The sequence below is a fragment of the Mesorhizobium ciceri biovar biserrulae WSM1271 genome (assembly GCF_000185905.1).
Lineage (GTDB): Bacteria > Pseudomonadota > Alphaproteobacteria > Rhizobiales > Rhizobiaceae > Mesorhizobium > Mesorhizobium ciceri.
The window spans coordinates 755,887-779,799 of record NC_014923.1 but is presented as its reverse complement, the minus strand read 5'-3'; the positions used below and the strand labels follow the sequence as shown (position 1 = coordinate 779,799).

20 protein-coding genes are annotated in these 23,913 nt (G+C 64.2%); 10 read left to right on the top strand and 10 right to left on the bottom strand.

Translation table 11 applies throughout. The annotated features are described in order from the left end of the window. Nucleotides 1–25: 25 nt before the first annotated feature. The 5 genes from MESCI_RS03655 to MESCI_RS03635 all read left to right on the top strand — a co-directional run bounded on the left by MESCI_RS03655 (nt 26) and on the right by MESCI_RS03635 (nt 4,460). Nucleotides 26–793: an SDR family NAD(P)-dependent oxidoreductase gene (locus tag MESCI_RS03655; protein ID WP_013528599.1), complete on the top strand. Its 768-nt coding sequence runs from the start codon at nt 26–28 to the stop codon at nt 791–793. Further along, the gene (locus tag MESCI_RS03650) at nt 790–1,743 is read left to right on the top strand and encodes a 2-dehydro-3-deoxygalactonokinase (protein WP_013528598.1); all 954 of its coding nucleotides are present in this window, start codon (nt 790–792) and stop codon (nt 1,741–1,743) included. Before MESCI_RS03655 ends, MESCI_RS03650 begins: the two co-directional genes overlap by 4 nt. Beyond that, nucleotides 1,740–2,381 (top strand): 2-dehydro-3-deoxy-6-phosphogalactonate aldolase, encoded by a 642-nt coding sequence (locus MESCI_RS03645; RefSeq protein WP_013528597.1) that lies wholly within the window; start codon nt 1,740–1,742, stop codon nt 2,379–2,381. Before MESCI_RS03650 ends, MESCI_RS03645 begins: the two co-directional genes overlap by 4 nt. Continuing rightward, complete coding sequence (locus tag MESCI_RS03640; protein WP_013528596.1) at nt 2,378–3,259, top strand: SMP-30/gluconolactonase/LRE family protein; 882 nt, start codon at nt 2,378–2,380, stop codon at nt 3,257–3,259. The genes MESCI_RS03645 and MESCI_RS03640 overlap by 4 nt, the downstream gene beginning before the upstream one ends. A gap of 127 nt (nt 3,260–3,386) precedes the next feature. Further along, nucleotides 3,387–4,460, top strand: a complete 1,074-nt coding sequence (locus tag MESCI_RS03635) for a D-alanine--D-alanine ligase family protein (RefSeq protein WP_013528595.1) — start codon at nt 3,387–3,389, stop codon at nt 4,458–4,460. A 43-nt stretch (nt 4,461–4,503) separates the two neighbouring features. Here the strand turns inward: MESCI_RS03635 and MESCI_RS03630 are convergent, their stop codons facing one another. The 9 genes from MESCI_RS03630 to dnaK form a co-directional block, all read right to left on the bottom strand. Then, nucleotides 4,504–4,914 carry a GFA family protein gene (locus MESCI_RS03630; protein ID WP_013528594.1) on the bottom strand — a complete coding sequence of 137 codons (411 nt, stop codon included), beginning with the start codon at nt 4,912–4,914 and terminating at the stop codon, nt 4,504–4,506. Between the two features lie 41 nt (nt 4,915–4,955). Continuing rightward, nucleotides 4,956–5,420, bottom strand: coding sequence for an SRPBCC family protein (locus tag MESCI_RS03625; protein ID WP_013528593.1), 465 nt, complete (start codon nt 5,418–5,420; stop codon nt 4,956–4,958). Next, nucleotides 5,417–5,737 carry an ArsR/SmtB family transcription factor gene (locus tag MESCI_RS03620; protein WP_013528592.1) on the bottom strand — a complete coding sequence of 107 codons (321 nt, stop codon included), beginning with the start codon at nt 5,735–5,737 and terminating at the stop codon, nt 5,417–5,419. Before MESCI_RS03620 ends, MESCI_RS03625 begins: the two co-directional genes overlap by 4 nt. Nucleotides 5,738–5,983: 246 nt before the next feature. After that, nucleotides 5,984–6,271 (bottom strand): DUF1330 domain-containing protein, encoded by a 288-nt coding sequence (locus MESCI_RS03615; RefSeq protein ID WP_013528591.1) that lies wholly within the window; start codon nt 6,269–6,271, stop codon nt 5,984–5,986. A gap of 32 nt (nt 6,272–6,303) precedes the next feature. Further along, on the bottom strand, nt 6,304–7,002 hold the full coding sequence (pyrF, locus tag MESCI_RS03610) for an orotidine-5'-phosphate decarboxylase (RefSeq protein ID WP_013528590.1): 699 nt from the start codon (nt 7,000–7,002) through the stop codon (nt 6,304–6,306). Then, the gene (locus tag MESCI_RS03605; RefSeq protein WP_013528589.1) at nt 6,999–7,595 is read right to left on the bottom strand and encodes an NADPH-dependent FMN reductase; all 597 of its coding nucleotides are present in this window, start codon (nt 7,593–7,595) and stop codon (nt 6,999–7,001) included. The genes pyrF and MESCI_RS03605 overlap by 4 nt, the downstream gene beginning before the upstream one ends. Before the next feature lie 152 nt (nt 7,596–7,747). Then, nucleotides 7,748–8,353, bottom strand: coding sequence for a phospholipid N-methyltransferase PmtA (gene pmtA, locus MESCI_RS03600; RefSeq protein WP_013528588.1), 606 nt, complete (start codon nt 8,351–8,353; stop codon nt 7,748–7,750). Nucleotides 8,354–8,520: 167 nt separating this feature from the next. Beyond that, the gene (gene dnaJ, locus MESCI_RS03595; protein WP_013528587.1) at nt 8,521–9,651 is read right to left on the bottom strand and encodes a molecular chaperone DnaJ; all 1,131 of its coding nucleotides are present in this window, start codon (nt 9,649–9,651) and stop codon (nt 8,521–8,523) included. A gap of 212 nt (nt 9,652–9,863) precedes the next feature. Continuing rightward, complete coding sequence (dnaK, locus tag MESCI_RS03590) at nt 9,864–11,780, bottom strand: molecular chaperone DnaK (RefSeq protein ID WP_024502156.1); 1,917 nt, start codon at nt 11,778–11,780, stop codon at nt 9,864–9,866. A 213-nt stretch (nt 11,781–11,993) separates the two neighbouring features. Between dnaK and MESCI_RS03585 the strand changes: the two genes are divergently transcribed. The 5 genes from MESCI_RS03585 (at nt 11,994) to MESCI_RS03565 (ending at nt 21,834) form a co-directional block, all read left to right on the top strand. Then, on the top strand, nt 11,994–14,237 hold the full coding sequence (locus MESCI_RS03585) for an NHL repeat-containing protein (protein ID WP_164919845.1): 2,244 nt from the start codon (nt 11,994–11,996) through the stop codon (nt 14,235–14,237). A 10-nt stretch (nt 14,238–14,247) separates the two neighbouring features. Next, complete coding sequence (locus MESCI_RS03580; protein WP_013528584.1) at nt 14,248–18,093, top strand: DUF7929 domain-containing protein; 3,846 nt, start codon at nt 14,248–14,250, stop codon at nt 18,091–18,093. A 222-nt stretch (nt 18,094–18,315) separates the two neighbouring features. Beyond that, nucleotides 18,316–18,993, top strand: a complete 678-nt coding sequence (gene rpe, locus MESCI_RS03575; protein WP_013528583.1) for a ribulose-phosphate 3-epimerase — start codon at nt 18,316–18,318, stop codon at nt 18,991–18,993. Between the two features lie 408 nt (nt 18,994–19,401). Beyond that, nucleotides 19,402–20,142: a GntR family transcriptional regulator gene (locus MESCI_RS03570; RefSeq protein WP_013528582.1), complete on the top strand. Its 741-nt coding sequence runs from the start codon at nt 19,402–19,404 to the stop codon at nt 20,140–20,142. Nucleotides 20,143–20,319: 177 nt separating this feature from the next. After that, nucleotides 20,320–21,834, top strand: coding sequence for a malonate--CoA ligase (locus MESCI_RS03565; protein WP_013528581.1), 1,515 nt, complete (start codon nt 20,320–20,322; stop codon nt 21,832–21,834). 27 nt (nt 21,835–21,861) lie between these two features. On the opposite strand, the gene MESCI_RS03560 is transcribed toward MESCI_RS03565, so the two are convergent. After that, nucleotides 21,862–23,901: an ABC transporter ATP-binding protein/permease gene (locus tag MESCI_RS03560; protein WP_013528580.1), complete on the bottom strand. Its 2,040-nt coding sequence runs from the start codon at nt 23,899–23,901 to the stop codon at nt 21,862–21,864. Nucleotides 23,902–23,913 lie beyond the last annotated feature (12 nt).

Sequence of the window (23,913 nt, the reverse complement as noted above, 5' to 3'; positions counted from 1 at the left end):
GGTCATGCGCTGGGAGACAAGAACGATGATGCCATCGGCGCATTTTGCCGACCTCGAAGGAGCCTCGGTGCTGATCACCGGCGGCGGCTCCGGAATTGGCGCGGCACTGACCGAGGGTTTTGTGCGCCAGGGCGCCAATGTCGCCTTCATCGACATCGCCGACGGCCCAAGCACAGTTCTTGCCGACCGCATCGAGAAAGAATTCGGCCGCCGGCCGCTCTATCTCAAGACCGATTTGCGCGATGTCGAGGCCCTGCGGGCGTCCGCCGCGAAGGCTGCCGAGGCGCATGGCGATGTCACCGTGCTGGTCAACAATGCGGCCTGGGACGAACGCCACGCCGTCGAAGACGTGACGGTCGAGTTCTGGGACAACAACCAAGCCATTAATCTGAGGCCGCATTTCTTCACCGCGCAAGCGGTGGCGCCGGGCATGAAGCGGGCCGGCGGCGGCTCGATCATCAACTTCACCTCGACGTCCTATCTGATCAACCACCCCGACATGCCGTCCTACACGGCCGCCAAGGCCGGTATCCTCGGTCTGACCAAGGGGCTGGCCGGCAAGCTCGGTGTGGACGGCATCCGCGTCAACGCCATCGCGCCCGGCTGGGTGATCACCGAGCGGCAGAAGGAGCTCTGGGTGACCGAACAGGGGCTTGCCGCCCATGTCGCCAAGCAGTGCATAAAACAGGTGATGCAGCCCGACGACATCGTCGGCACCGTGCTGTTCCTGGCCTCGGACGCCTCGCGCATGCTGACAGCGCAGATGCTGGTCGTCGATGGAGGCTTCCTGTGAGCCAAGCCGGCAACGCACCGGCGGTCGCCGCCGTCGACTGGGGCACGACCCGTATGCGGGTTTGGCTGATCGACGGGCAAGGCAAGATGCTTGCCGAACGCCGCGGCGATGACGGCCTGATCACCGCGCAGCAAAAGGGCTTTTCGACCATCCTCGAAGGGCATCTGGCGGCGATGGGAGCACCAGCGGCGCTGCCCGTCATCATCTGCGGCATGGCCGGGTCCCGCCAGGGCTGGCTCGAAGCGCCCTATGTCACCGTGCCGGCGCCGCTTACCGCCATCCTTGCGGGTGCCGCCAGCGTGCCCGGCCAGAGCCGTGACATCCGCATCGTTCCGGGTCTGGCCCAGCGGCTGACCGACGCGCCCGACGTCATGCGCGGCGAGGAAACCCAGCTTGCCGGCGCCGGCCTGCCGGCCAGGGGGCGCCAGCTGGTCTGCATGCCCGGCACCCATTCGAAATGGGTGCTGGTCGAGGATGGCGCCGTTACCGGCTTCGGCACCTGGCCGACCGGTGAGCTGTTTTCCGTGCTTGCCGCGCATTCGATCCTGCGCCACTCGCTCGGCGAGCACCCCAAGCCGGTCACATCGGACAATCCGTTCTTCCGCCGCTGGTGCGAAACCGCATTGGGCGAAGGCGGCGATGTCACCTCGCGGCTGTTTTCGATCCGCGCCGCCGGCCTGCTGCAGGATCTGAAAGCCGACGATGCCGCCGCCTGCCTGTCCGGCCTTTTGATCGGCGGCGAGATCGCCTCCGCCAGCCGCCGGCATGGCGCCGGTGCCGAACCCGTGGTGCTGATTGCCTCCGGCGCGCTGGCCGCACTCTACCAGGCCGCACTTGGTCTTGCTGGGCTTGAGGTCCGGGCCGTCGACGCCGACGAGGCAGTGCGTGCCGGTCTCGTCGAGGCGGCGCGCGAGAACGGCATGATCGCCAGAATTGGAGCAGCCCGATGAGCCAGACCGCACCGTTTCCAAAACTCAAGCGCGGCCTGGTTGCCATCCTTCGCGGGCTCAAGCCCACCGAGGCGATGGCCATGGGCCAGGCGCTGTTCGACGCCGGCATCGAGGCGATCGAAGTGCCGCTCAACTCGCCGCAACCGTTCTCGTCGATCGCCCGCATCGTCCAAGTGCTGCCGAAAACGGCGCTGGTCGGCGCCGGCACGGTGCTGACCCCGGCCGATGTCGATGGCTTGCACCAGGCCGGAGGGCGGCTGCTGGTCAGTCCCAACATCGATGCCGAGGTGATGGCGCGCGCCATGCATTACGGCATGGTGACGATGCCCGGCGTGTTCACGCCGACCGAAGCCTTCCTGGCGATCAAGCTCGGCGCCTCGGCCCTGAAATTCTTCCCGGCGAGCGTGCTGGGCGCCGGCGGCATTTCCGCGATGCGCGCGGTGTTGCCGGCGCAGACATTGGTCGGCGCCGTCGGCGGTGTCTCTGAAAAAGATTTTGCCGGCTACAAGGCTGCCGGCGTGACCGCCTTTGGTCTGGGCTCCAGCCTGTTCAAGCCGGGCATGAGCGTCGACGAGGTGGCCGCGCGTGCGCAAGCTGCCGTCGCGGCCTGGGATGCGGTGTTCGGAGAAGCAGGATGAGCGAAGCGATCGTTTCGGTTTTTTCCGATCACGTCTGCCAGCTCGGCGAGGGGCCGAGCTACGATCCCGCCACCGATACGCTCTACTGGTTTGACATCGTCAACAGCCAGCTTCTGCAAAAGCAACTGTCCGGCGGCGCGACCACCGTCCATGAGCTTGGCCAAATGGCGAGCGCCATCGCCGTCATCGACGACAAGCGCCAGCTGATCGCCGCCGAGACGGGCCTTTATGTCCGCGACGTCGCGACCGGCAAGCTGACGCTGCACACGCCTGTCGAGGCCGACAATCCGGTCACGCGCTCCAACGATTCCCGCGTCCATCCCTGCGGCGCCCTGTGGATGGGCACCATGGGCAAGGGCGAGGAAAAAGGCGCGGGTTCGATCTACTGGTTTTTCAAGGGCGAACTGCGCCAGCTGTTTTCGGACATCACCGTCTCCAATTCGATCTGTTTTACCGAGGATGGCGCGATCGCTTACTACACCGACACCTCGACCGGGATGCTGATGCGCGTCGCCTGCGACCCGGCGACCGGTCTGCCTGCCGGTGAGCCCAAGCTGTTCGTCGACCACCGCTCGGCCAAAGGCTATATCGACGGATCCGTGCTCGACCGCGACGGCATCCTGTGGAACGCCGTCTGGGGCGGCAGCGTCATCGAAGCCTACGGACCCGACGGCAAGCTCGTCCGCACGGTCGCCATGCCGGTGACGCAGCCATCCTGCCCAGCCTTCGTCGGCGCCAAGGCCGACCGGCTGGCGGTCACCTCCGCCTGGTCGGGCAAGGATGAGAAGCAGCGTCTGCTGGATCTGCAGGGCGGCATGACCTTTCTGCTCGATATTCCCGTCAACGGCCGCTTCGAGCCGCGCGTGCTGATCGCCTGATCGAACTGGATTCTACGGTCGGACGGTGCGTTGTCACGCCACCGCCCGCACCGTGTCGGTTTCGCGAGAGCCTGACGTCTCGACCATGCGATGGTAGGTGATCGTACCGCCGGGGATCGTTCATCTCATGCCAAGCCGTAAGCCGAAACTGATACTCGTCCATGAGCCGGAAAAGGCTTGTTTCGACCGTCTGGTCGCCGACGGCCATGCGCCGCAGCGCGCAACCGAAATCGCGTCCTATCTGGCGCAGTCGACCGATCTCGCTCCTGAATTCGACGTGCTTGGCCGTGCCTGCCAGGCACGCGGCCTGTCGTTCGCGCCGGTGGCGCTCGACGACGCTGCCAGCGTGCTCGCCGGCGAGCATCCCAGCACAACGCTGGTCTGGACGCTGACCGACGGCATCGCCTATTTCCGCGGCGGCGCGGCGCCCGCTTTGGCGCGACTGGGCGGTTTCAAGACAATCGGCGCCGACGATGCGTTGTTCGCGCTCTGCCAGGACAAGTTCCGCTCCGGCGCCGTGCTCGGCGCGCTCGGCCTGCCGGTGCCACAGGCTGGGCTCGCGCGTGACGGCCAATGGCTGGTCGAGCCGCCGGCCTCGCCCGCCGGCTGGTTCGTCAAGCCCAACCGGCTCGGCGCCAAGATCGGCATCTGGCCGGAGTCGCGCTGCAGCGATCTCGCCCACGCTTTGGAGCTCAGCCGGCGCGTCTTTTCGGCCTATCGCGACGATGTCGTCGTCCAGCCCTACGTCGCCGGCCGCAACGTGCGCGCCAGTTTCCTTAGCCTGATGCCGGGCGCGGGAGTCGAAGTGCTTGGCGTGGCCTTTGTCGATTCAGGCGCCGATTTCCAGACCATGGCCGACAGTCTGGCGCTCTACGGCGACACTGGCGAGGCAGCGAAAGCGGCGGGACATTACGCCGAGCCGGAGCTCGTCGCGGTCGCCGACAGCCAGCCGGCCGCCGACGCCAGGATTCGTGCGATCGCCGGGCGGCTGATGAGCGGGCTCGGCCTGCGCGACGTGTTTTCCATCGATCTCAGGGTCGAGGCCGACGACACCGTCCACCTCATCGAGTTCGAGGTCTGCCCCGGCCTGCCCTGCTTCGATTTCCGCGCCTATTGCCGCCAGCAATGGGGCCTCGAGCTTGCCGATGCCATAGCCGAGACAGCGGCGAGCCGGCTGATCGGCCAAGAGCATCGCGCCTGAAGGCGCCACGGCAGATCGCGGGCCGACCGGCGGACGCGTTTCACTACGGCATTCGCTCGACCGCCTGCAAGGCCGGATCCATCTTGTCCCAGGCATGGCCGTGGCTCGTGTAAGTCACCATCTGTGGGCTGAACTGTTCCGGATCGTCGAGGCTGGCCGCATGGACCGCTATGAATTCCGGCATGGCGACGGATATCAGAAAGACCGGCGTTCCGCAGGTTGGACAGAAGGTGTGGATTTTTTCATTGCCGCTGGCGCCCGCCACGCGCCAGGTGCTCACCTCCCCGGTAATGGCCATATCGGCACGCTGGCCGAAGGTCAGGTAGGATCCGTGGCCGGTGCCTGAGCGCTTCTGGCAATCGCTGCATTGGCAGTGGTTCTGGAAGATAGGCTCGTCATTGGTCTCGTAACGGATCGCGCCGCATGCGCAGCCGCCGGTATAGCGCTTGGTCATTGTCATTCTCCACGGGTCTGATTCTGCTCGAGGCCGCAACATCAGGCCGATTTCGGCTTGGCGAAAATATCGATGCCGCTGCCGGTTTCGAGGAAGGATTTCAGGCTGGACAGCACCGCCGGCCAACCCTGGCTGACGCCCTTCGCCATGCCGCTGCCGGCCTCGAGCTCGTCATGGCTGACGGTCAGCCGCACCATGGTGTCGTATTCCTCGATGGCGAACGTCACGCGGCTGGTTTTTGACGGATCGTCCGCCTGCGAAGCGTTCGCCCAGGTGATGACGAGGCGGGTCGGCGGCGAAATCTCGACGACTTTGCCGACGAGTTCGACAGTCCGTTCGTCATTGGCGCGGATGTGCTCCCATTTCGAGCCCGGCGTCCATTCGGAGACGTTCTCGTGGCCCCAGTAGCGCTTTGCGATCTCGGGCTTGATTATGGCCTCGAACACCTTCTGCGGCGTCGAGCGGATATAGGTCACGTAGACAAAGCTGGTCGTTTCCCTGGTCATTGGTCTTCTCCTTCGAGTTCTTGCTTCAGGTCGTGCAGCAGGCTGAGCCGCTGCCGTTCGAATTTCCGTACCCAGCGCTCGTAGACTTCGTGCAGCGGCACGGGATTGATGAAATGCAGCTTTTCGCGGCCACGCTTGACCGTGCTCACCAGATTGGCCGCCTCCAGCAGGTCGAGGTGCTGGGTGGCGGATTGCCTGGCCATGTCCAGATGATCGCAAAGCTGACCGAGCGTCTGCCCGTTCTGCTCGCACAGAAGGTCAAGCAGCCTTCTGCGTGTCGGGTCGCCCAGCGCTTTGAAAACCTTGTCGGCGTCCATCGGCCTCACTCTGTTGTAAGGCATAATATGCAGGTAAATACCTGCATGTCAACCGGCAATCCGACCGGCGTTGAATGACCGCTCGTCGGCACGGCTCCGCACCTGGCAACTGCGCCAGGCAGATCACCGTGAAATCGCGGAGCAAAGATATGTAAAAATGAGCCTGCGGGGCTTCAAACGCCGCCAGGCTCTATCCGATTTTGAGCACGTCTCCGGCTAAAACCGGAACTATGCTTGCAAGGGACCTCAGGCGCCCTCGACCAGGACGATCTCGCCATCGGCGACCTTCTGGCGGATGGCGGCGGCGCGCTGGTATTCCGGCGAGTGGTAGCAATCGTGTGCGGCAGCCAGCGATTCGAACTCGATGATGACATTGCGTGCGCGGCCGGGGCCTTCGGCCTTTTCATGCTCGCCGCCGCGCGCCAGGAATTTCGCGCCGAAGCGCTCGAAGGCGGGTTTGGCGGCGGCCACGTAGTCCTTGTAGCCTTCCGCGTCGCGCACATCGACACGAGCGATCCAGTATCCTTTGGGCATTTTCTTGGTCTCCGAACTTGTTCCTGGAAATCTCAGGCCGAGCGCATCTCGTCGAGGATGGCTTCGGCCGCTTCCCGTTTGTTGGCCGCAGCAATGATCGGACGGCCGACGACGAGGTGGCTGGCGCCATTGCGAATCGCCTGGCCCGGCGTCACCACGCGCTTCTGGTCGCCATGGTCGCTGCCCGCCGGCCGGATGCCGGGCGTCACCACCGCCATGTCGGGTCCCACGATCCGGCGCACCGCCTCGGCCTCCGCGGCCGAGCAGACGATGCCGCCCATGCCGGCATGCAGCGCCTGTTCCGAGCGCCTAAGCACCAGCGTATGCGGATCGTACTCATAGCCGACGTCGATCATGTCCTGCTCGTCCATCGAGGTCAGAACGCTGACGGCAAGCAGGCAAAGGTCGCTGCCTCTGGCCGCCTCTACGGCGGCCTGCATGGCCTTGGGATAGGCGTGGATGGTCAGCATGGTCACGCCCATCTTGACGATGTTCTCGACACCCTTGGCCACCGTGTGGTCGATGTCGAGCAGCTTCATGTCTAGGAAGACGTTGGTGCCGCCGCTGGCCAGCTCCCTGGCGAAGTCGAGCCCGCCGGCGAAGGCAAGCTGGTAGCCGATCTTGTAGAAGGAGACGATGCCGTCGAGTTCGCGCACTGCCTGCTCGGCTTGCTTCACTGTCGGCACGTCGAGGCCGACGATGAGCCGGTCGCGCATGCTATTGGCGATCATGCCTCGATCCGGGTGGACAGCAGGCGCGAGGTCTCGATCAGCGTGCGGCATAGGTGCTCCATCGATTTGTGCAGTCTTTCGTCACGGAAATTTCCATCCTCGTCGAAGGCGTCACCGCCGTCGGGCACCGAGCATTCCGGCGTCACCACCTCCATCTGGCAACGCACCAGCACCGCGCGCAGATGGTTGATGCAGCGGATGCCGGCAAAGTGCCCGTTGGAGGACGAGCAGAGGCCAACGACCTTGCCGGCCAGCGGCCTGATTGGCCGGCCACCATCCCTGCGCACCCGGCTCACCCAGTCGATCGTGTTCTTGAGCAGCGGCGGAATGGAGCCGTTATATTCGGGTGTGGCGATCAGCAGCCCGTCGTAGGCGATGATGAGACGGCCGAGTTTCTGGGCGTTTTCGGGAACGCCTTTTTCCTTTTCCAGATCCTCGTCCATGATCGGCAGGGGGTATTCGGCGAGCGAGACGCGGGTCACCTCGGCACCTTGCATGGCGAGTTCCTTTTGCGCCACGTCGGCGGCCCTGCCGCTGTAGGCGCCGCTGCGCACCGAGCCGGCGAAGACGAGGATTTTCGGGATCACTGCCATTGGCCACCCTTGTTCCCGGACAGGTACAGCCAAGGACGGCTCAAATCAACGGCTGGATAGGGGAATAGGGCAGTAGGGGAATATGGGAGTAGAAAATAGCCTGGAAATGGAACCCTTCATCCCTACTCCCTTACCCCCTACTCCCTTCTCACTTAGTGCGCCTCGCGGCGATAGATCCACAGCTGCGTCGGCGGGATGTTGCGGAGGATGAAATCGAAATGTTTGACCGTATAATTGCCGCGGCCGGGTGGGATCGGCGACATCGGGCCATAGGTCAACTGCACGATCGGCCGTCCGGCCGGGATGCGGTCGAGCAGGCTCTCGATATAGGCGATGCGCTGGGCGACCGGAAAGTTGAGCAGCGGCACGCCCGAAACGACGGAATCGAAGATCATCCCGCTCTTGTCGCCAAGCGTGGCGTTGAGGTTGAAGGCGTCGCCCTCGATGACGTTGACGCCGGGATAGAGCCGCCGCAGGTGACGAACGAAATCCGTGGAATATTCGACAGCGTAGAGGTTTTCGGGGCGTACGCCCTGGGCGAGGATAGCGCGGGTGATGACGCCGGTACCGGGACCGACCTCGAGCACTGGCAGGCCGGATTTAGGATTGACGATCGAGGCCATCTTGCGCGCGGTGATCGAACTGGTCGGCACGATCGAGCCAACCGTCTTCGGCTTGTCGATCCAGCCCTTGAAGAATTTGAGTTCGTCGTCGAACTTTTCGACAAGCGCCTTCCGCAGTCCAGGGCCACGTGTCATGCAAGCTCTCCTCAGCGCTCCCCGCAAAGTTACTTAGCACCTGAGCGGTGCTAGGCAAGGCGCGGCCGGACGCATGTCGTGGATAAGATAATTTTCGTCGCGTCTCAAGGGGTGACGCGATTCAAGGATTTACGCGTGGCAAATCGGCTTACGCGGGCCAAAGTGCATCAACGCTCGCCGAAAGACTCGAAGAAATCCTTCATACGGGCGAAAAAGCCGCTCGATTGAGGCGAATTGTCCTGCGAGGAGAGCTGTTCGAACTCCTCCAGAAGTTCGCGCTGGCGCCGGGTCAGGTTCTGCGGCGTCTCCACCGCGGTCTGGATGTAGAGGTCGCCGACATTAGGCTGGCGCAGCACAGGCATGCCCTTGCCCTTGAGGCGGAACTGGCGCCCGTTCTGTGTGCCTTCGGTCACCTTGACCTTGGTCTGCGTGCCGTCCAGCGTCGTCACCTCGAAGGAGCCGCCAAGGGCTGCCGTCGTCATCGAGATCGGCACCTTGCAATAGAGATCGGCGCCGTCGCGCTGGAAGAACTCGTGCGGTTTGACCGCCAGGAAAATATAGAGGTCGCCCGAGGGCCCGCCGCGCAGGCCGGCTTCGCCCTCATTGGCAAGGCGGATGCGGGTGCCGTCCTCGATGCCGGCCGGGATGTTGACCGACAGCGAACGCTCCTCGGTGACGCGGCCCTGGCCGGCGCATTTCGGGCACGGATCCTTGATCGTCTGGCCGCGCCCCTGGCATTGCGGGCAGGTCCGCTCGATCGAGAAGAAACCTTGCGTGGCGCGCACCTTGCCGTGGCCGTTGCACATCGAGCAGGTGACGGGCTGGGTGCCGGGCTTGGCGCCGCTGCCCGAACATTCAGAGCACGAGATCGACGCCGGCACCCGGATCTGTGCGGTCTTGCCGGCAAAAGCCTCTTCCAGGGTGATTTCCATGTTGTAGCGCAGGTCGGCGCCGCGCTCGCGGCCGCCCGACGAGCGGCGCTGGCGCCCGCCCATCATGTCGCCGAAAATGTCCTCAAAAATGTCGGCGAAGCCGCCGGCGCCAAAGCCCTGGGCCCCGCCATTCATGCCGCCCTGTTCGAAGGCGGCGTGACCGAAGCGGTCATAGGCCGCGCGCTTCTGCGGGTCTTTCAGCGTCTCGTAGGCTTCGTTGATTTCCTTGAACTTGTGCTCGCAGGAATGGTCGCCGGGGTTGCGATCGGGATGGAATTGCATGGCGAGCTTGCGGAAAGCGCTCTTGAGCTCCTTCTCATCGGCGCCTTTTTGCACGCCCAGCGTCTCGTAGAAATCAGCTTTCATTTTTTCCCGCTGTCCGGATGCTCAACGTCTTGAAGCATTGTTGCGTCTCTTGCCGGCACTGACGCTTCGATTTAGGTGCGATGGAAGGGGGATGCCAGTGTCGACGCGGCTTTGCCTGCATTTTTTCAGCAAGGCCCGCTGTTTTTCTGCAAGGGGTTGCAAAAAAGCCCGGCCTTCGCCGGGCTTTTCGCTTTATCTTGCCGTCAAACGGTTCAGGCCGACTTCTTCTTGTCGTCGTCTTCGTCGATTTCCTCGAAATCGGCGTCGACAACGTCACTGTCCTTGGCGGCGTCCGCCTTGGCGTCGGCTTCCGCCGCTTCCTTCTGCGAAGCCTCGTACATGGCCTGGCCAAGCTTCATAGAAGCCTCGGCCAGCGCCTGGCTCTTGGCTTCGATGTCGGCCGCGTCGTCGCCTTCGGTCGCGGTCTTCAGCGCCGCGATCGCGTCGGAGATCGCCGTGCGCTCGCCTTCCGAAACCTTGTCGCCATATTCCTTCAGCGACTTCTCCGAGGAATGCAGCAGCGCTTCGGCCTGGTTGCGGGCCTCGACCAGCGCACGCCGCTTCTTGTCGGTCTCGGCATTGGCCTCGGCGTCCTTGACCATCTTCTCGATGTCGGCGTCCGAAAGACCGCCCGATGCCTGGATGCGGATCTGGTGCTCCTTGCCGGTGCCCTTGTCCTTGGCCGAAACGTTGACGATGCCGTTGGCGTCGATGTCGAAGGTGACCTCGATCTGCGGTACGCCGCGCGGCGCCGGCGGAATGCCGACCAGGTCGAACTGGCCGAGCGCCTTGTTGTCGGCGGCCATTTCGCGCTCACCCTGGAAGACCCGGATGGTCACTGCCGACTGTGAGTCCTCGGCCGTCGAGAACACCTGGCTCTTCTTGGTCGGGATCGTCGTGTTGCGTTCGATCAGGCGGGTGAACACGCCACCCAGCGTCTCGATGCCGAGCGACAGCGGCGTCACGTCGAGCAACAGCACGTCCTTGACGTCGCCCTGCAGCACGCCGGCCTGGATGGCGGCGCCGAGAGCGACGACCTCATCCGGATTGACGCCCTTGTGCGGCTCCTTGCCGAAGAACTGCTTCACGATTTCCTGGATCTTGGGCATGCGGGTCATGCCGCCGACCAGGACGACTTCGTCGATCTCGCCCGCCTTCAGGCCGGCATCCTTCAACGCCGCCTTGCAAGGGGCAATCGTGCGCTGGACGAGGTCGTCGACCAACTGCTCGAACTTGGCGCGCGTCAGCTTCAGCGTCAGGTGCTTCGGCCCGGTCGCGTCGGCGGTGATGAAGGGCAGGTTGATTTCGGTCTGGGTGGTCGACGACAGCTCGATCTTGGCCTTTTCAGCCGCCTCCTTGAGGCGCTGCAGGGCAAGCTTGTCGTTCTTCAGGTCGATGCCCTGTTCCTTCTTGAACTCGGCCGCCAGGTATTCGACCAGGCGCATGTCGAAATCCTCGCCGCCGAGGAAGGTGTCGCCATTGGTCGACTTGACCTCGAACACGCCGTCGCCGATTTCGAGCACCGAAATGTCGAACGTGCCGCCGCCAAGGTCATAGACGGCAATGGTCTTGCCTTCCTTCTTGTCGAGGCCATAGGCAAGCGCTGCCGCGGTCGGCTCGTTGATGATGCGCAGCACTTCAAGGCCGGCGATCTTGCCGGCATCCTTGGTCGCCTGGCGCTGGGCGTCGTTGAAATAGGCCGGAACGGTGATGACCGCCTTCTCGACCTTTTCGCCGAGATAGGCTTCCGCCGTCTCTTTCATCTTCTGCAGGATCATGGCCGAAATCTGCGAGGGCGACTGCTTCCTGCCGCCGGCTTCGACCCAGGCATCGCCATTGTCGCCCTTGACGATCTTGTAGGGGACAAGCTTCTTGTCCTTCTCCGTCACCGGATCGTCATAGCGGCGGCCGATCAGGCGCTTGACCGCGAAGATGGTGTTTTCAGGATTGGTGACCGCCTGGCGCTTGGCCGGCTGGCCGACCAGACGTTCGTCGTCGCCCGAGATGGCGACGATGGAAGGCGTCGTGCGCGCGCCTTCCGCATTCTCGATTACCTTGGGCTCCTTGCCATCCATGATGGCGATGCAGGAGTTGGTGGTGCCGAGATCGATACCGATTACTTTTGCCATTTCTCTAGTCTCTCCGCTAAGCAGGCTCTCAGGACCCGTACAGGCGTTCCGACGAAAGCCCCTGTTCACAAGAAATCCCGTTCCGGCAACCGGCATTCCGGCGCCGAACGGCTTGGCGCGTATATAAGAACAGGCGGCATCGCGCGCAAGCATTCTGCGCAGGCCTTCCATGAACCTTTCCATCTCCGCCCGCGACTGATCTCCAGGTGCCGCATGGTGCGGCCCGGAAAGGAAGCCCCCATGACCAATAACCCAGAGGCTCTGAGGTCTCCGGGAACAACAGGAGCTCGGCGCGACCACCGCCTTCGGGACGGGGTCGATGCGCTGGGCTTTCCGCTGATTCCGTTGACCCTGCGTAAGACCAGGCGTATCGTCGTCTTGAGGAAAGCAGACAATTCGATCAGGGAAGAACGAGCCGGACCGCCGCGCCTTGCCCTGATTTGCGCGGCCAGCCCCGACGTTCTCCCGTCGACTACGGGGGGTAGTGTCATGTCTCGCATCCGCGGCTCGTTCGTGTCGTCTCTTGATGGCGGCTTGCGCCGTGCTGTGCATCCAGGCGGGTTGCTGGCGCTGGCACTCGGCCTGTGGCTGGGCGCCGCGCAGGCGCAGGAAACCCGGATCATCTATCCCGGCTCGATGGCGGTGACCGGATTCTCCGGCACCATCATTCCCAATTTCGACCCCCCTGATTCCGAAAAAGAGGGCCTGCCGCCCGGCGTCGATCCGGTCGACGAAACCTTCATCGACCCCACGCGCGCCACCTTGCGCGTGTTCGACGTTTCGCATCTGGGCGGCCCAGCCTCCGGCCAGCTGGTCAACACGCCGCCGCCCTTCGAGGTGACGGCGGAGCAGATCGGCCAGGTGTTCGGCGTCACCTATGATGACGGCGTGCGCGACGGCGTTCCATCGGGCATTCCCAATCTCTATGCCGGCGCCACCTCGCTGCACGGCATCCGTATCGTCACCCCGGATGCCGACGATGACGGCCGCCCCGAGAGGCAGCGCCGCGGCGCTGCCGGCGCCACCTTCATGGATGGCCAGTTCGGCACCGAAAACGGTGGCGGGCCGGGCACCGTCTGGAAGATCGACGGCATCACCGGCCAGGTCTCCAAATTCGCCGACATCGACACCAACAGCGGTCCCGGCATCGGCAATCTCACTTTCGACGCCACTCACCGCGAGTTCTTTGCGTCCGATCTCGACACCGGCCTGATCCATCGCATCGACGCCGAAGGCAGACTGATCGACAGCTTCGATCACGGCGTTGCCGGCCGGCCCACGCATGGGCTCGCTCCCGTCGCCGACGATGGTTCGGTGACGGACATACAAGGTGCCGCCTTCGATAGCGAAGACCCCGACAGCTGGGGCTACACGCAGGACGAGCGCCGCGTCTGGGGTGTCTCCTACCATGGCGGCCGGCTCTACTATTCGGTCGGCGAAAAGTCGGAAATCTGGTCGGTGGGCATCGCTCGCGACGGCAGTTTTGCCGGTGACCCGCGCTGGGAACTGACGGTCAGGGCCGACAAGGACTACGCCGTCACCGACATCGCCTTCGACAATAGCGGCTTCATGTACCTGGCCCAGCGCGGTCCGGTCGAGAACCGTTACGATTACAGCCAGTTCGCCGATTCCGGTAAAGGCGAGGTCATCCGCTATTTCCGGGAGAACCCGGACGATCCGGAAACGGAATCGGTCTGGGTCGAAGTGCCGCAGGAATATGCGGTCGGCTTCCCCCAAGGCAACCGGCAGTCGGCCGGCGGTCTTGATCTGCAATATGGCTATGATGCCGACGGCAATCTCGACAGCTCCGTCTGCACGCAGACGCTGGTCAACACGGGCGACAAGCTGCGCGACAATCCTTCACTCGCCGAACAGCTCGCAGCCGGCGGGCCGCTGGCCGTACACGGTGTGCAGATCACGCCGAAAGAGCTGGTCAAGCCGGCCAATGTGCCGCCCTTCGGCTCATGGTTCGTCGACTTCGACGGTTATTTGGAAGACCCGGAGGTCGAGGGCCATGTCGGCGATGTTGCCGTCTGGCACCCTTGCGAGGGCCGCGCCGGCTATTACGAGGAAATCCCGGGCGGCTACCTGCCCCCCTTCTACCCGCCGGATTTCCCACCACCCGGCAACCTGCCTCCATGTCTCGACGTCGACGACGTCCAGTATTACTGCACGCCTTCCGGCCTCGAGGCCGATCTCTATCTCCATGACCATGCCGGCTTCGGCGGCGATTCGATCAAGGTCCAGTCCAGGACGCCAGGCGTCGGGGTGACATCATCCCAGTCGCATGCGCCCGGCAAGCCCTACACGATCGACATCACCGGCCACTATCCGGGCGACACAGTCGATGTCGGGCTCTGCTTCTACAGGAAGTCCGACAAGGACAAGGGTGGCTATTACCCTTGCTGCAAGATGACTTTGCCGCTCAGAACCCCAGCCGCCAGCTGCGAACGTTGAGGAGGGGAAGATGAAAAATCTCGCACTCTCCCCGCTCGCAACGAACGCCCAAACAACCGTCATGGAGACGATCATGAAACCCCTGTCATACGCCAGGCGCGGCGCGCGCTGGCTGATGGCGGCCGGTATCGCGGTCGCCATGTTCACCCCGGTGCAAGGCTTTGCAGAAGACGCTGCCTCGATCACCCCGGAGCTGAAGCTCGATCTTGACAGTTCGCGCGTCGTCACTCCGAGGCCTGACCAGGTGGTGCCTTTCTTCACCAAGACAGGCACTCAAAGAGGCTGCGATTACGTCGTCTACTCGCTGAGCTTCGGCTTGCGCGGCGATCCGCAGGGCCTTGCCGACCCGAGCCTCGAGGCCAGGCTGAAGAAGGTCAGGATCGACTTCAAGGACCAGCTTCCGCACGGCCTTGCGATCATCAACGTCAACGTGTCCGGCGACGGCACGGATTCGTCCGGCGGATCACTGCCGGGTGCAACGATCAGCACTTCGGCTGACCCGAACGATACTGCCACGGTTTCGGACTTCCGGATCTCCACGTCCGATGTCGACGGCGTCGGCGCTGCCAACGAGCGTGTGATCAACTTCGCGATCACGGCCAAGATCGATCGTGCGGCATTTCCCGCGCCGATGATCGTCGACAACCAGGGCATGATCAAGGTGACGGCCGGACCGGGCACCGGGACTATCATCCCGTCGCAGGATCCGGGCAAGCCCGACGACGGTGACTTCAAGACCGGCGTGAAGACCTCGATCAAGATCGACGTCACCAAGTGCAATCCGCCACCGCCACCTCCCGGCAAGGAATGCTTCAAGGTGGAACGCGGCACGGTCGACTGCGTGCCCGGCGGCGGCGCCTTCATCTACCACATGCCGGTCGGCCCGGAGATGGGCGGCAAGTGGGTGCAGGTGTCGACGAGCACGCCCGGCATCAACATCATCCCCGATACCCAATTGGTGCCGGCGGGCGGCGGTGTGCTCAACTGGAAGATCGTCGGTGCCTCGCCCGGCGACGTCATCCACCTCATCGTCACCGGCATCGAAACCTATGCCGGTCCGAAGGAAGGCTGGGGCCTGTGCTGCACGCAGACGATCGACATCGTCATCCCGCGAGACCAGAGGTGCCCGCCCAGGGACAAGGAGCCGGACCTCAAGGTCGAGAAACGCGCCGACGTGACGCGTTGCACGATGGGCGGCGGCTGCGACTTCACCATCAGGGTCACCAATGTCGGCACCGGTGCCTACCACGGCAAGATCGTGCTCGACGAGGTGACGCTGCCGGCCGGCTCGACGCTCGATTCAGGGCCAAATCCGCCCTGGGTCTGCGTACCCGGAACCACCCCGATGACCTGCACCTATCCGGTGACCACGCTCAATCCGGGGGCCTCCGTCGACCTCAAGCTTGGTTTCAAGCCGGCCGGAGGCTGGCAAGGCGGTGCTTTACGCAACTGCGCCACCTATAACTATGGCGCCAGCGGCAAGCCGCTGTTCGGCAGCCAGTCGAACGATCGCGGCTGTGCCTCGATCCCGATCTGCCGGCGCGGCGACCGTGACCGCGACTGCCGGCCGCCGGTGGAGAAGAAGGTCGACCTGATCCTGAAGAAGCGTGCCCGCGTCCCGGTCTGCTCGGCCGACGGCATCTGCACCTTCGTGATCGACATCATCAACAACGGCAGCGCCACCTACAATGGACCGCTGACGGTGATCGACAGCTATCCGGGCGGCGCGCCGTCGTCCTCGACCTTCGGGCCGAGCCCGCCCTGGACATGCGGACCGAACGGCCCCGGCCAGTTCCGCTGCGACAATGCCGGCATCTCGCTGCCTGCGGGCGCCTCGACGCCGATCTTCGTGAAGGCGGTCATGCCGGCCGGCTACCAGTCGGACACTGTCGAGAATTGCGCTGAGGTGAAGCCCATCGCCGGTGAAAACGACCTCACCAACAACAAGGCCTGCGCCAAGGAACGCTTCCGTCATCCCAATGGCGGCAAGCCGACCCTGCGCATCACCAAGGTGTGCAACGGCTCGCTCGCCGGTGCCGCGGTCGTCTCTTGCCGCATCACCGTCATCAGCCTTGGCACCGCTGCCCCCACCGGTCCGGTGCGGGTCAACGATGCCGCCACGCTGGTGGCCGGCGGCGCGCCCGTCCAGATCCAGACCGTCACCCCCGACGGCGCGGAATGGGCGTGCGGACCGGTTCCGGCCAATGCGCTGTCGTGCCAGATTCCCGGTGCCGTCATGACACCTGGAACCAGCCGCCACTTCGACGTGACGGTCTCGGCGAATGGCGCGTTCGAAAACTGCGCGCGCGGCTCCTATGGGCCTGCGCCGGGCGACGACGTCGTCTATCCCTTTGGCCAGGCCTGCGCCAAGGGCGGCGGTTCTTCGACCATCCGTGTCGAAAAGACCGGCGACCGCGAATGCAGGCTCGGCCAACCCTGCTCGTTCGAGATCACCATCACCAATGACGGAGCGACCGCCTTCTCCGGGCCGGTCCGCATCGGCGATGCGATCGGCGTGGAGGGGCTCGGCAGGCTGGAAGGCGTTGAGATCACCTCGATCGATCCGCCCTTCGGCTGCTCGCCGGAACCGGCAACCTTGCCTGCGTCCTGCATTGCCAACCTGACGCTCGGCGCCGGCGAAAGCCGGGTACACCATGTCACCGTGGTCATTCCCGACGACGGCCGCCTGGCCAATCTGCAGGGCAATGTCAGCGGCCAGAATTGCGTCGGCGTGCTGTCTCCCGACACACGGGTGCAGGGCGGTGGCGACGTGCTTGGCGGCGATCAGATCAATGTGCAGGGCGATCGCGGCAAGGCCTATGCCTGCCATCCCTTCACCATTAGCCAGGAGACGAGGAAGGAATGCTCGCAAGGCTTCGTCATGAACGATGCCGGCCGCTGCGTTTGCCCCGAAGGCACCACCTACCGCAACGGCCAGTGCTCGCCGGGCGGTGGTATCGTGCCGAAGCCGGAACAGCCGAAACGCTGTGTGCTGCTCGAGGGCCAGATCCGCACCGAGGACGGCCGCTGCGTCTGCCCACGCGGAACCGGGCTCGAGAACGGCAGGTGCGTCAGGACCGACAAGCCCGAGCAGTGCACTATCCGTGGCCAGGTCCACAATGCGGATGGCGATTGTGTTTGCCCCAGGGGAACCGAGATCAGGGGCAATGGCTGCCGCCCGATCCAGCCAAAGCCGGAGCAGTGCACGATCCGTGGCCAGGTCCACGATGCCGATGGAGACTGTGTCTGCCCGCGAGGGACCGAGGTGCGCAATGGCGCCTGCCGTCCGATCCGGCCGAAGCCTGAGCAGTGCATCATCCGTGGCCAGGTCCACGACGCGGACGGAGACTGCGTCTGCCCGCAAGGCAACGAGGTCAGAAACGGCGCCTGCCGCCCGATCCGGCCAAGGCCTGACCAGTGCACCATCCGTGGCCAGGTCCACGACGCCGACGGCAATTGTGTCTGCCCGAGGGGTACCGAGGTGCGGGGCAATGCCTGCCGGCGCAAGCAGCCGACGCAGGAGCAGTGCGACATACGCGGCCAGGTCCACAACAAGCGCGGCGAATGTGTCTGCCCGCGCGGCACCGAGGTGATCAACGGCGCATGCCGCAGGCAGGAGGTGGAATGCGCACCGGGCTCGCAGATGATCGATGGCCAGTGCCAGCCGATCATCAGGAGGCGCTGCCCGGAAGGCACGATCGGGCGCTATCCGAACTGCCGGGCGGTCCGCGGACAACCGTCGCTGGAGCTGAACCCCGGCCTGCTGCTGCAGCAGGTGCTGCCACGGCGCAGGCCGCAAGTCGAACAGCGGCAGGACCAGGTTCCAGACAGAATCCTGAAGCTCCAGCAGCAATAACCACCTGCTCGACACGAGACCAGAAACCCCGCCGGAGCAATCCGGCGGGTTTTTCTTCGCAGCTGTGGGGACAAGCGGGAATTGGCCGCAGCATGATCGCGGATAACGGCACGCGTCCCAGCCTGCGCGTCGACCGCGCCTGCACCCTCGACAAGTCGGCTGCGGCGCATTAGGCAGTCGATAGGGTGGCCAACGAGAAGGACACTCGGAAAGGCCGCATCCATGAGCAGAAAGACCCTGATTGCACCATCGGTGCTGGCATCGGATTTTTCCAAACTCGGCGATGAGGTCGAAGCGGTAGCGGCAGCCGGCGCCGATTGGATACATCTCGATGTTATGGACGGGCATTTCGTGCCCAACATCACCTTTGGCCCGCCAGTGATCAAGGCGATCCGCAACCGCACCAAGGCCTTCTTCGACTGCCATCTGATGATTGCCCCGGCCGACCCCTATTTGGCCGCTTTCGCCGAGGCCGGCTGCGACGGTTTGACCGTCCATGCCGAGGCCGGCCCGCATCTTGACCGCTCGCTGCAGACCATCAGGAATCTTGGCAAGAAGGCCGGTGTGTCGCTCAATCCGGCGACGCCGGAAAGCGTGGTCGAATACGTGCTCGACCGGCTCGACCTGATCCTGATCATGACCGTCAATCCGGGCTTCGGCGGCCAGGCCTTCATCCCAGCGATCGTCGACAAGGTGACGCGGGTCAAGGCCCTCGTCGGAGGCCGGCCGATCCGCATCGAGATCGACGGCGGTGTTTCAGCCGAAACCGCGCCGCTGGTCACCGCTGCCGGCGCCGATGTGCTGGTGGCGGGCGCCGCCATCTTCAAAGGCGGCAGCGTCGAGGCTTATCGGCAGAACATCCAGGCGATCAGGACGGCAGCCGATAAGGCAGCCGGTTGACCAGCAGTGTTCCCGCGTCAGTCCTGCATGCCGGCTAAGGTTCTGGTGCCGGGCGGGTTTGTGAAGCTTTTGGGGCAACGGCATCGGATGTGAGCGATTGCCTGATTCGGTTTTCAGCTCCGTCGTCTATGCCCAAGGCAGACAGTTGATCTCGCGCGAATACAAAAGAACAAAAAGAACAGATTCTCCTGCGTGCATACAAAACATGTTAAGTGCCCGCAGGTTGTGAAAAAGCGCGGAATTACAGCACTGAACTCCGAAATGCCACATATTCCTTTGTGCTAAAGTACAATAACGTGATCTTCTGCTTGAGCAGGCGAATCTTCGCGCTGTATGGTACAAGTACGAGAAGGCGAATGCTTTCGGACTCGAATCGCCCGGGACAAGTCCTGGGGACAAGGAGTCGCTTTGACATACGGAGCTGCCAATCTGAACGACGACGCTGCCGGACCGAAGAGCACGCTTGCCACTACGGTCTATCAGCAATTGCGGGACGATCTTCTCGGCGGTGTCCTTGAAGCCGAGAGCAAGCTGCGGGTCGAGTGGGTGGTCTCCAAATATGGAGCCGGCGCGTCGCCTGTCCGCGAAGCCCTCAATCGCCTCGCCTCGGAAGGGCTTCTCGGCCGGCACGACCAGCGCGGCTTCTTCATCATGCCGGTCAGCGCCTCGGAACTCGAGGAGCTGACGCGCACCCGCTGCTGGCTCGAGGAGCGAGCGCTTCGCGAATCCATCACCCACCGCACCGCCGAATGGGAAGAACAGCTCGTGCTGGCGCTGCATCGCCTGGGACGCGCGTCACGTCTGGCACCGCAGAATCTCTTCTCGCTCAATCCCGATTGGGAGAGGCTGCATCGCATCTTCCACAGGGTGCTGATTTCGGCCTGCCGGTCGCAATGGCTGGTGGGGTTTTGCGACCAGCTCTCCGATCACGCCTATCGCTACCGGCAAATGGCCAATGATGGCGAAGGCGTCCAGCGCGACGATTTCGGCGAGCATCGTCTGATCGCCGAATATGCCCTGGACGGCAATGCCGACGGTGCCGTCGAGGCCCTGCTCAACCACTACCGGTTGACTGCGGCCATGTGCATGAAGCGCTTCGAGCAGGACGAGGAAACGAAAGAAATCGCCGGCAAACGCGCTCGGCGATAGCAGTCGTTTCCTGGCGGGTCTCTTGTGCTCGTTTCTTGCACGCAACCTGCGTCGGCGCGGCCGGCGTGAACCGCTGTCGGCGGGCTTGACGGCGCGGCCAAGAACCGCGAACTCTCGCCGCCGAGGCATGCCGCGACAGGCGCATGCTCAGCGCCGCAGCACCCCAGGGAAGTCTTCATGAGCAATCATCTGTTCGATGCGTTCTGGTCCCGGATGCCTGCGCCAGCGCGCTTGCTGATGGAAACCGATGATGGCCGCTCGATCACCTATGGCGATATGCTGGCCCGCTCGGCGCAGTTTGCGCATGCGCTCCTGCAACTGGATGTCGAACCCGGTGACCGCGTTGCCGTGCAGGTCGAGAAGAGCCCGGAAGCGGTCATGCTCTATCTCGCCTGCCTGCGCGCCGGCGCCGTCTTCCTGCCGCTCAACACCGCCTACACGCTGGCTGAGCTGGAGTATTTCTTCGGCGACGCGGAACCACGCCTGGTCGTCTGCGATCCGGCAAGAGCGGCCGACATCGGCGCGCTGGCGGAAAAGACGGGCGCCGTCACCGTCACGCTCGGCCGCGATGGCCGGGGATCGCTGACCGACCAGGCCTCGCGGCTGCCGACGGATTTTCATGACGTGGCGCGCGGGCCGGATGACCTCGCGGCAATCCTCTACACGTCGGGAACCACCGGCCGTTCGAAAGGCGCCATGCTCAGCCACGAGAACCTTGCTTCGAACGCGCGCGTGCTGGTCGAGCACTGGCGTTTCACCGGAGACGACGTGCTGATCCACGCATTGCCGATCTTCCACACGCACGGCCTGTTCGTCGCCACCAACGTCGTCCTGATGGCCGGCGCCTCGATGCTGTTCGAGCAGAAGTTCGATCCGGCCCGCATCGCCTCGCTGCTGCCGCGTGCCACGGCCCTGATGGGGGTGCCGACCTTCTACGTGCGCCTGCTGCAGCATGAGGGACTGGACCATGAGGCGGCGAAAAACATCCGTGTGTTCATTTCCGGGTCGGCGCCGCTGCTGGCCGAGACGCACAAGGCCTGGCGCGAGCGCACCGGCCACGCGATCCTCGAACGCTACGGCATGACCGAGACCAACATGAACACCTCGAACCCCTATGAGGGCGAGCGGCGCGCCGGCACCGTCGGTTTCCCCTTGCCCGGCGTCACGCTTCGCATCGCCGATCCAGACAGCGGCGCAGCGCTTGCGCAGGGCGAGGTCGGCATGATCGAGGTGAAGGGCCCAAATGTTTTCGGCGGCTATTGGCGCATGCCGGAGAAGACCAAGGCGGAATTCCGCGCCGACGGTTTTTTCATCACCGGCGATCTCGGCATGACCGACGCCGACGGTTATGTCCACATCATCGGCCGCGGCAAGGACCTGATCATATCGGGCGGTTACAACATCTACCCGAAGGAGCTCGAAAGCGAGATCGATGCGCTCGACGGGGTTAGCGAAAGCGCCGTCATCGGCGTTGCCCATCCGGATTTCGGCGAAGGCGTCACCGCCGTCGTCGTGCGGGCGCCGTCATCGCGGATCACCGGTGCCGAAATTCTCGGCGCTATCGCCGGACGGGTGGCGAAATACAAGCATCCGAAGCGCGTGATCTTCGTCGATGAACTGCCGCGCAACACCATGGGCAAGGTACAGAAGAACCTGCTGCGCGACACCTACAAGGACATATACGCATCATAGTTGCGCGGAGCCCGGGGCAGCGGCGCCTTACTCCTTGCGCGCCCTTTCGACCCGACTGCCGGAGCCCCACAAGGCGCGCTTCAGCAGGTTGCGCTTGCGCGGCACGAGGTTGATGTCGCTGACAAGCTTGGCGCCGCCCTCGCGCCGTTCGAGGGTGATCTTGCGGCTGTGGAAGGCTTCCAGCTCGGCACGGTGCGCCACGCTGATGATGGTGACATCGGGCAATTCGCGGATCACCGTCGCCATCATGGCGTCCTGGCTCTTCTCGTCGAGCGCCGAGGTTGCTTCATCCAGCACGACGATATCGGGGCGGTGCAGCAGCAGGCGCGCGAAAGCGAGACGCTGCTTTTCGCCGCCCGACAGCGTCTGGTCCCATGGCGCTTCTTCCTTGATCCTTTCGGCAAGATAGGCCAAGCCGACCTTGTCCAGGGCGGCCTTGATCTGTTTGATCGTCCACTTGTCCGCGGCCGCGGGATAGGCGACCGCGCGGCGAAGCGTGCCCGAGGGGATGTAGGGACGTTGCGGCAGCATGAACAGTCGCCTGTCGGCATGAAAATTGACGCTGCCGCCGCCCCACGGCCACAGGCCGGCAACGGCCCGCACCAGCGTCGACTTGCCGGAGCCGGATTCGCCAGCCACCAGCACACGCTCGCCCGGTTCGATCGCAACCTCGGTTTCCTTGACCACGGAGGTGCCGTCGTCGAGCGTGACGGAGAGATCGTCGAGGCTGAGCATCGCACCGTCTTCGGTTTCGCCGTGCTGGATGCGTCCGAGCGCGTCGCTCTGCTCCGCACGCTCGAGCCCGTCGAGCGACATCATCAGCGAGGCGATGCGCCGCGCCGAGGCGTTCCAGTCGGCAAGACGCGGGTAGTTGTCGACCAGCCATCCGAACGCGCCCTGCACGATGGCGAAGGCGGAGGCAGCCTGCATCACCTGTCCGAGCGACATCGAGCCTTCGAGGAATTTCGGCGCGCAAAGCAGGACCGGCACGACCGGCGCAAACAGGCTCGATCCCTGCGACACCAGCGCCGTGCGCATGTGCTGGCCCGTCAGCAGCGCCCATTGCCTGAGCACATGACCGAAATTCCTGTCGATGCCGCTGCGCTCCTCCTCCTCGCCGCCGAGCAATGCGATGCTCTCGCCGTTTTCGCGTACCCGCGTCAGCGTGTAGCGGAATTCGGCTTCCGCCTGGTTCTTCTGCTCGGAGAGGCGGACGAAATGCCGGCCGATGACCACCATCGACGTGGAGGTGATGGCGGCATAGATGACCGCGGTGATGACGAGGAAGCCGGGAATGGTCAGGTTTTCGCCACCGATCGGCAAAGTGAGCGCGCCGCCGATCGTCCACAGCACCACGATGAAGGTCGAGGCCGACAGGAACGCATTGAGGACGCCGGAGATGAAATCGACCGGTGACTCGGTGGCGATCCGCAGATCCTCCGTGAGGCGGGCTTCGGGGTTCGAGTGGTCGCCGGCGACGAGGTTCAACTGGTAGTAGCGGCCATTGGCAAGCCAGCGTGCGATGACGGCGGTGGTCAGCCAGGAACGCCAGCGGCGCTGGATCGTCATGCGCAGATAGACCTGCGCGACCACAAGGCCCGCGCTTCCAGCGACGAGCGGCAGGAATATGGCGCTAAGCACATAGACGGTGTGGACGTTGCGTTGCTCGATGGCGTCGAAGAAGGAGCGGTTCCAGACGTTGATCCCGTACTGAAAGCCGACATTGACGCAGATCAGGATCAACAGCCCGATCGTGAGCGGCCAGGCAAGCCCATCGCCCCGCCTGGCCCAGTAGCCGCGCCCGCTGATCCAGAAACGCCGCAGCAGGTATTTCCGGCGCGCCTGCTCGGCTTCTTCGGGCGTCAGTTGCGGATCCGGCTCGACAGCCTCCGGTGGCGGTCCCGGCTGGCCGTCGACCTCGGGGGCAGCTTCGGCAGTCGGCGGTTTTTTTTCGCGCAGATCCTCGTGGCGCGGCCTGTGGTCACGCGGCGCTTGCTGTCGCGGCTTCAAGGCACCGCGCGGTTTGATGCCGTCGGCCTGTTTCAATTTGGGTTTCGCCTCGGACATACGCTCCGACAA

Excerpts from the sequence above, each read along its gene's own strand:
- rpe (WP_013528583.1), top strand. The coding sequence starts at position 18,316 with ATGAGCAGAAAGACCCTGATTGCACCATCGGTGCTGGCATCGGATTTT.
- MESCI_RS03585 (WP_164919845.1), top strand. The coding sequence starts at position 11,994 with ATGGTGCGGCCCGGAAAGGAAGCCCCCATGACCAATAACCCAGAGGCT.
- MESCI_RS03620 (WP_013528592.1), bottom strand. The coding sequence starts at position 5,737 with ATGGACGCCGACAAGGTTTTCAAAGCGCTGGGCGACCCGACACGCAGA.
- MESCI_RS03560 (WP_013528580.1), bottom strand. The coding sequence starts at position 23,901 with ATGTCCGAGGCGAAACCCAAATTGAAACAGGCCGACGGCATCAAACCG.
- MESCI_RS03655 (WP_013528599.1), top strand. The coding sequence starts at position 26 with ATGATGCCATCGGCGCATTTTGCCGACCTCGAAGGAGCCTCGGTGCTG.
- MESCI_RS03630 (WP_013528594.1), bottom strand. The coding sequence starts at position 4,914 with ATGACCAAGCGCTATACCGGCGGCTGCGCATGCGGCGCGATCCGTTAC.
- pmtA (WP_013528588.1), bottom strand. The coding sequence starts at position 8,353 with ATGACACGTGGCCCTGGACTGCGGAAGGCGCTTGTCGAAAAGTTCGAC.
- MESCI_RS03645 (WP_013528597.1), top strand. The coding sequence starts at position 1,740 with ATGAGCCAGACCGCACCGTTTCCAAAACTCAAGCGCGGCCTGGTTGCC.
- MESCI_RS03625 (WP_013528593.1), bottom strand. The coding sequence starts at position 5,420 with ATGACCAGGGAAACGACCAGCTTTGTCTACGTGACCTATATCCGCTCG.
- MESCI_RS03615 (WP_013528591.1), bottom strand. The coding sequence starts at position 6,271 with ATGCCCAAAGGATACTGGATCGCTCGTGTCGATGTGCGCGACGCGGAA.
- MESCI_RS03605 (WP_013528589.1), bottom strand. The coding sequence starts at position 7,595 with ATGGCAGTGATCCCGAAAATCCTCGTCTTCGCCGGCTCGGTGCGCAGC.
- MESCI_RS03635 (WP_013528595.1), top strand. The coding sequence starts at position 3,387 with ATGCCAAGCCGTAAGCCGAAACTGATACTCGTCCATGAGCCGGAAAAG.
- dnaJ (WP_013528587.1), bottom strand. The coding sequence starts at position 9,651 with ATGAAAGCTGATTTCTACGAGACGCTGGGCGTGCAAAAAGGCGCCGAT.
- dnaK (WP_024502156.1), bottom strand. The coding sequence starts at position 11,780 with ATGGCAAAAGTAATCGGTATCGATCTCGGCACCACCAACTCCTGCATC.
- MESCI_RS03565 (WP_013528581.1), top strand. The coding sequence starts at position 20,320 with ATGAGCAATCATCTGTTCGATGCGTTCTGGTCCCGGATGCCTGCGCCA.
- pyrF (WP_013528590.1), bottom strand. The coding sequence starts at position 7,002 with ATGATCGCCAATAGCATGCGCGACCGGCTCATCGTCGGCCTCGACGTG.
- MESCI_RS03640 (WP_013528596.1), top strand. The coding sequence starts at position 2,378 with ATGAGCGAAGCGATCGTTTCGGTTTTTTCCGATCACGTCTGCCAGCTC.
- MESCI_RS03580 (WP_013528584.1), top strand. The coding sequence starts at position 14,248 with ATGAAAAATCTCGCACTCTCCCCGCTCGCAACGAACGCCCAAACAACC.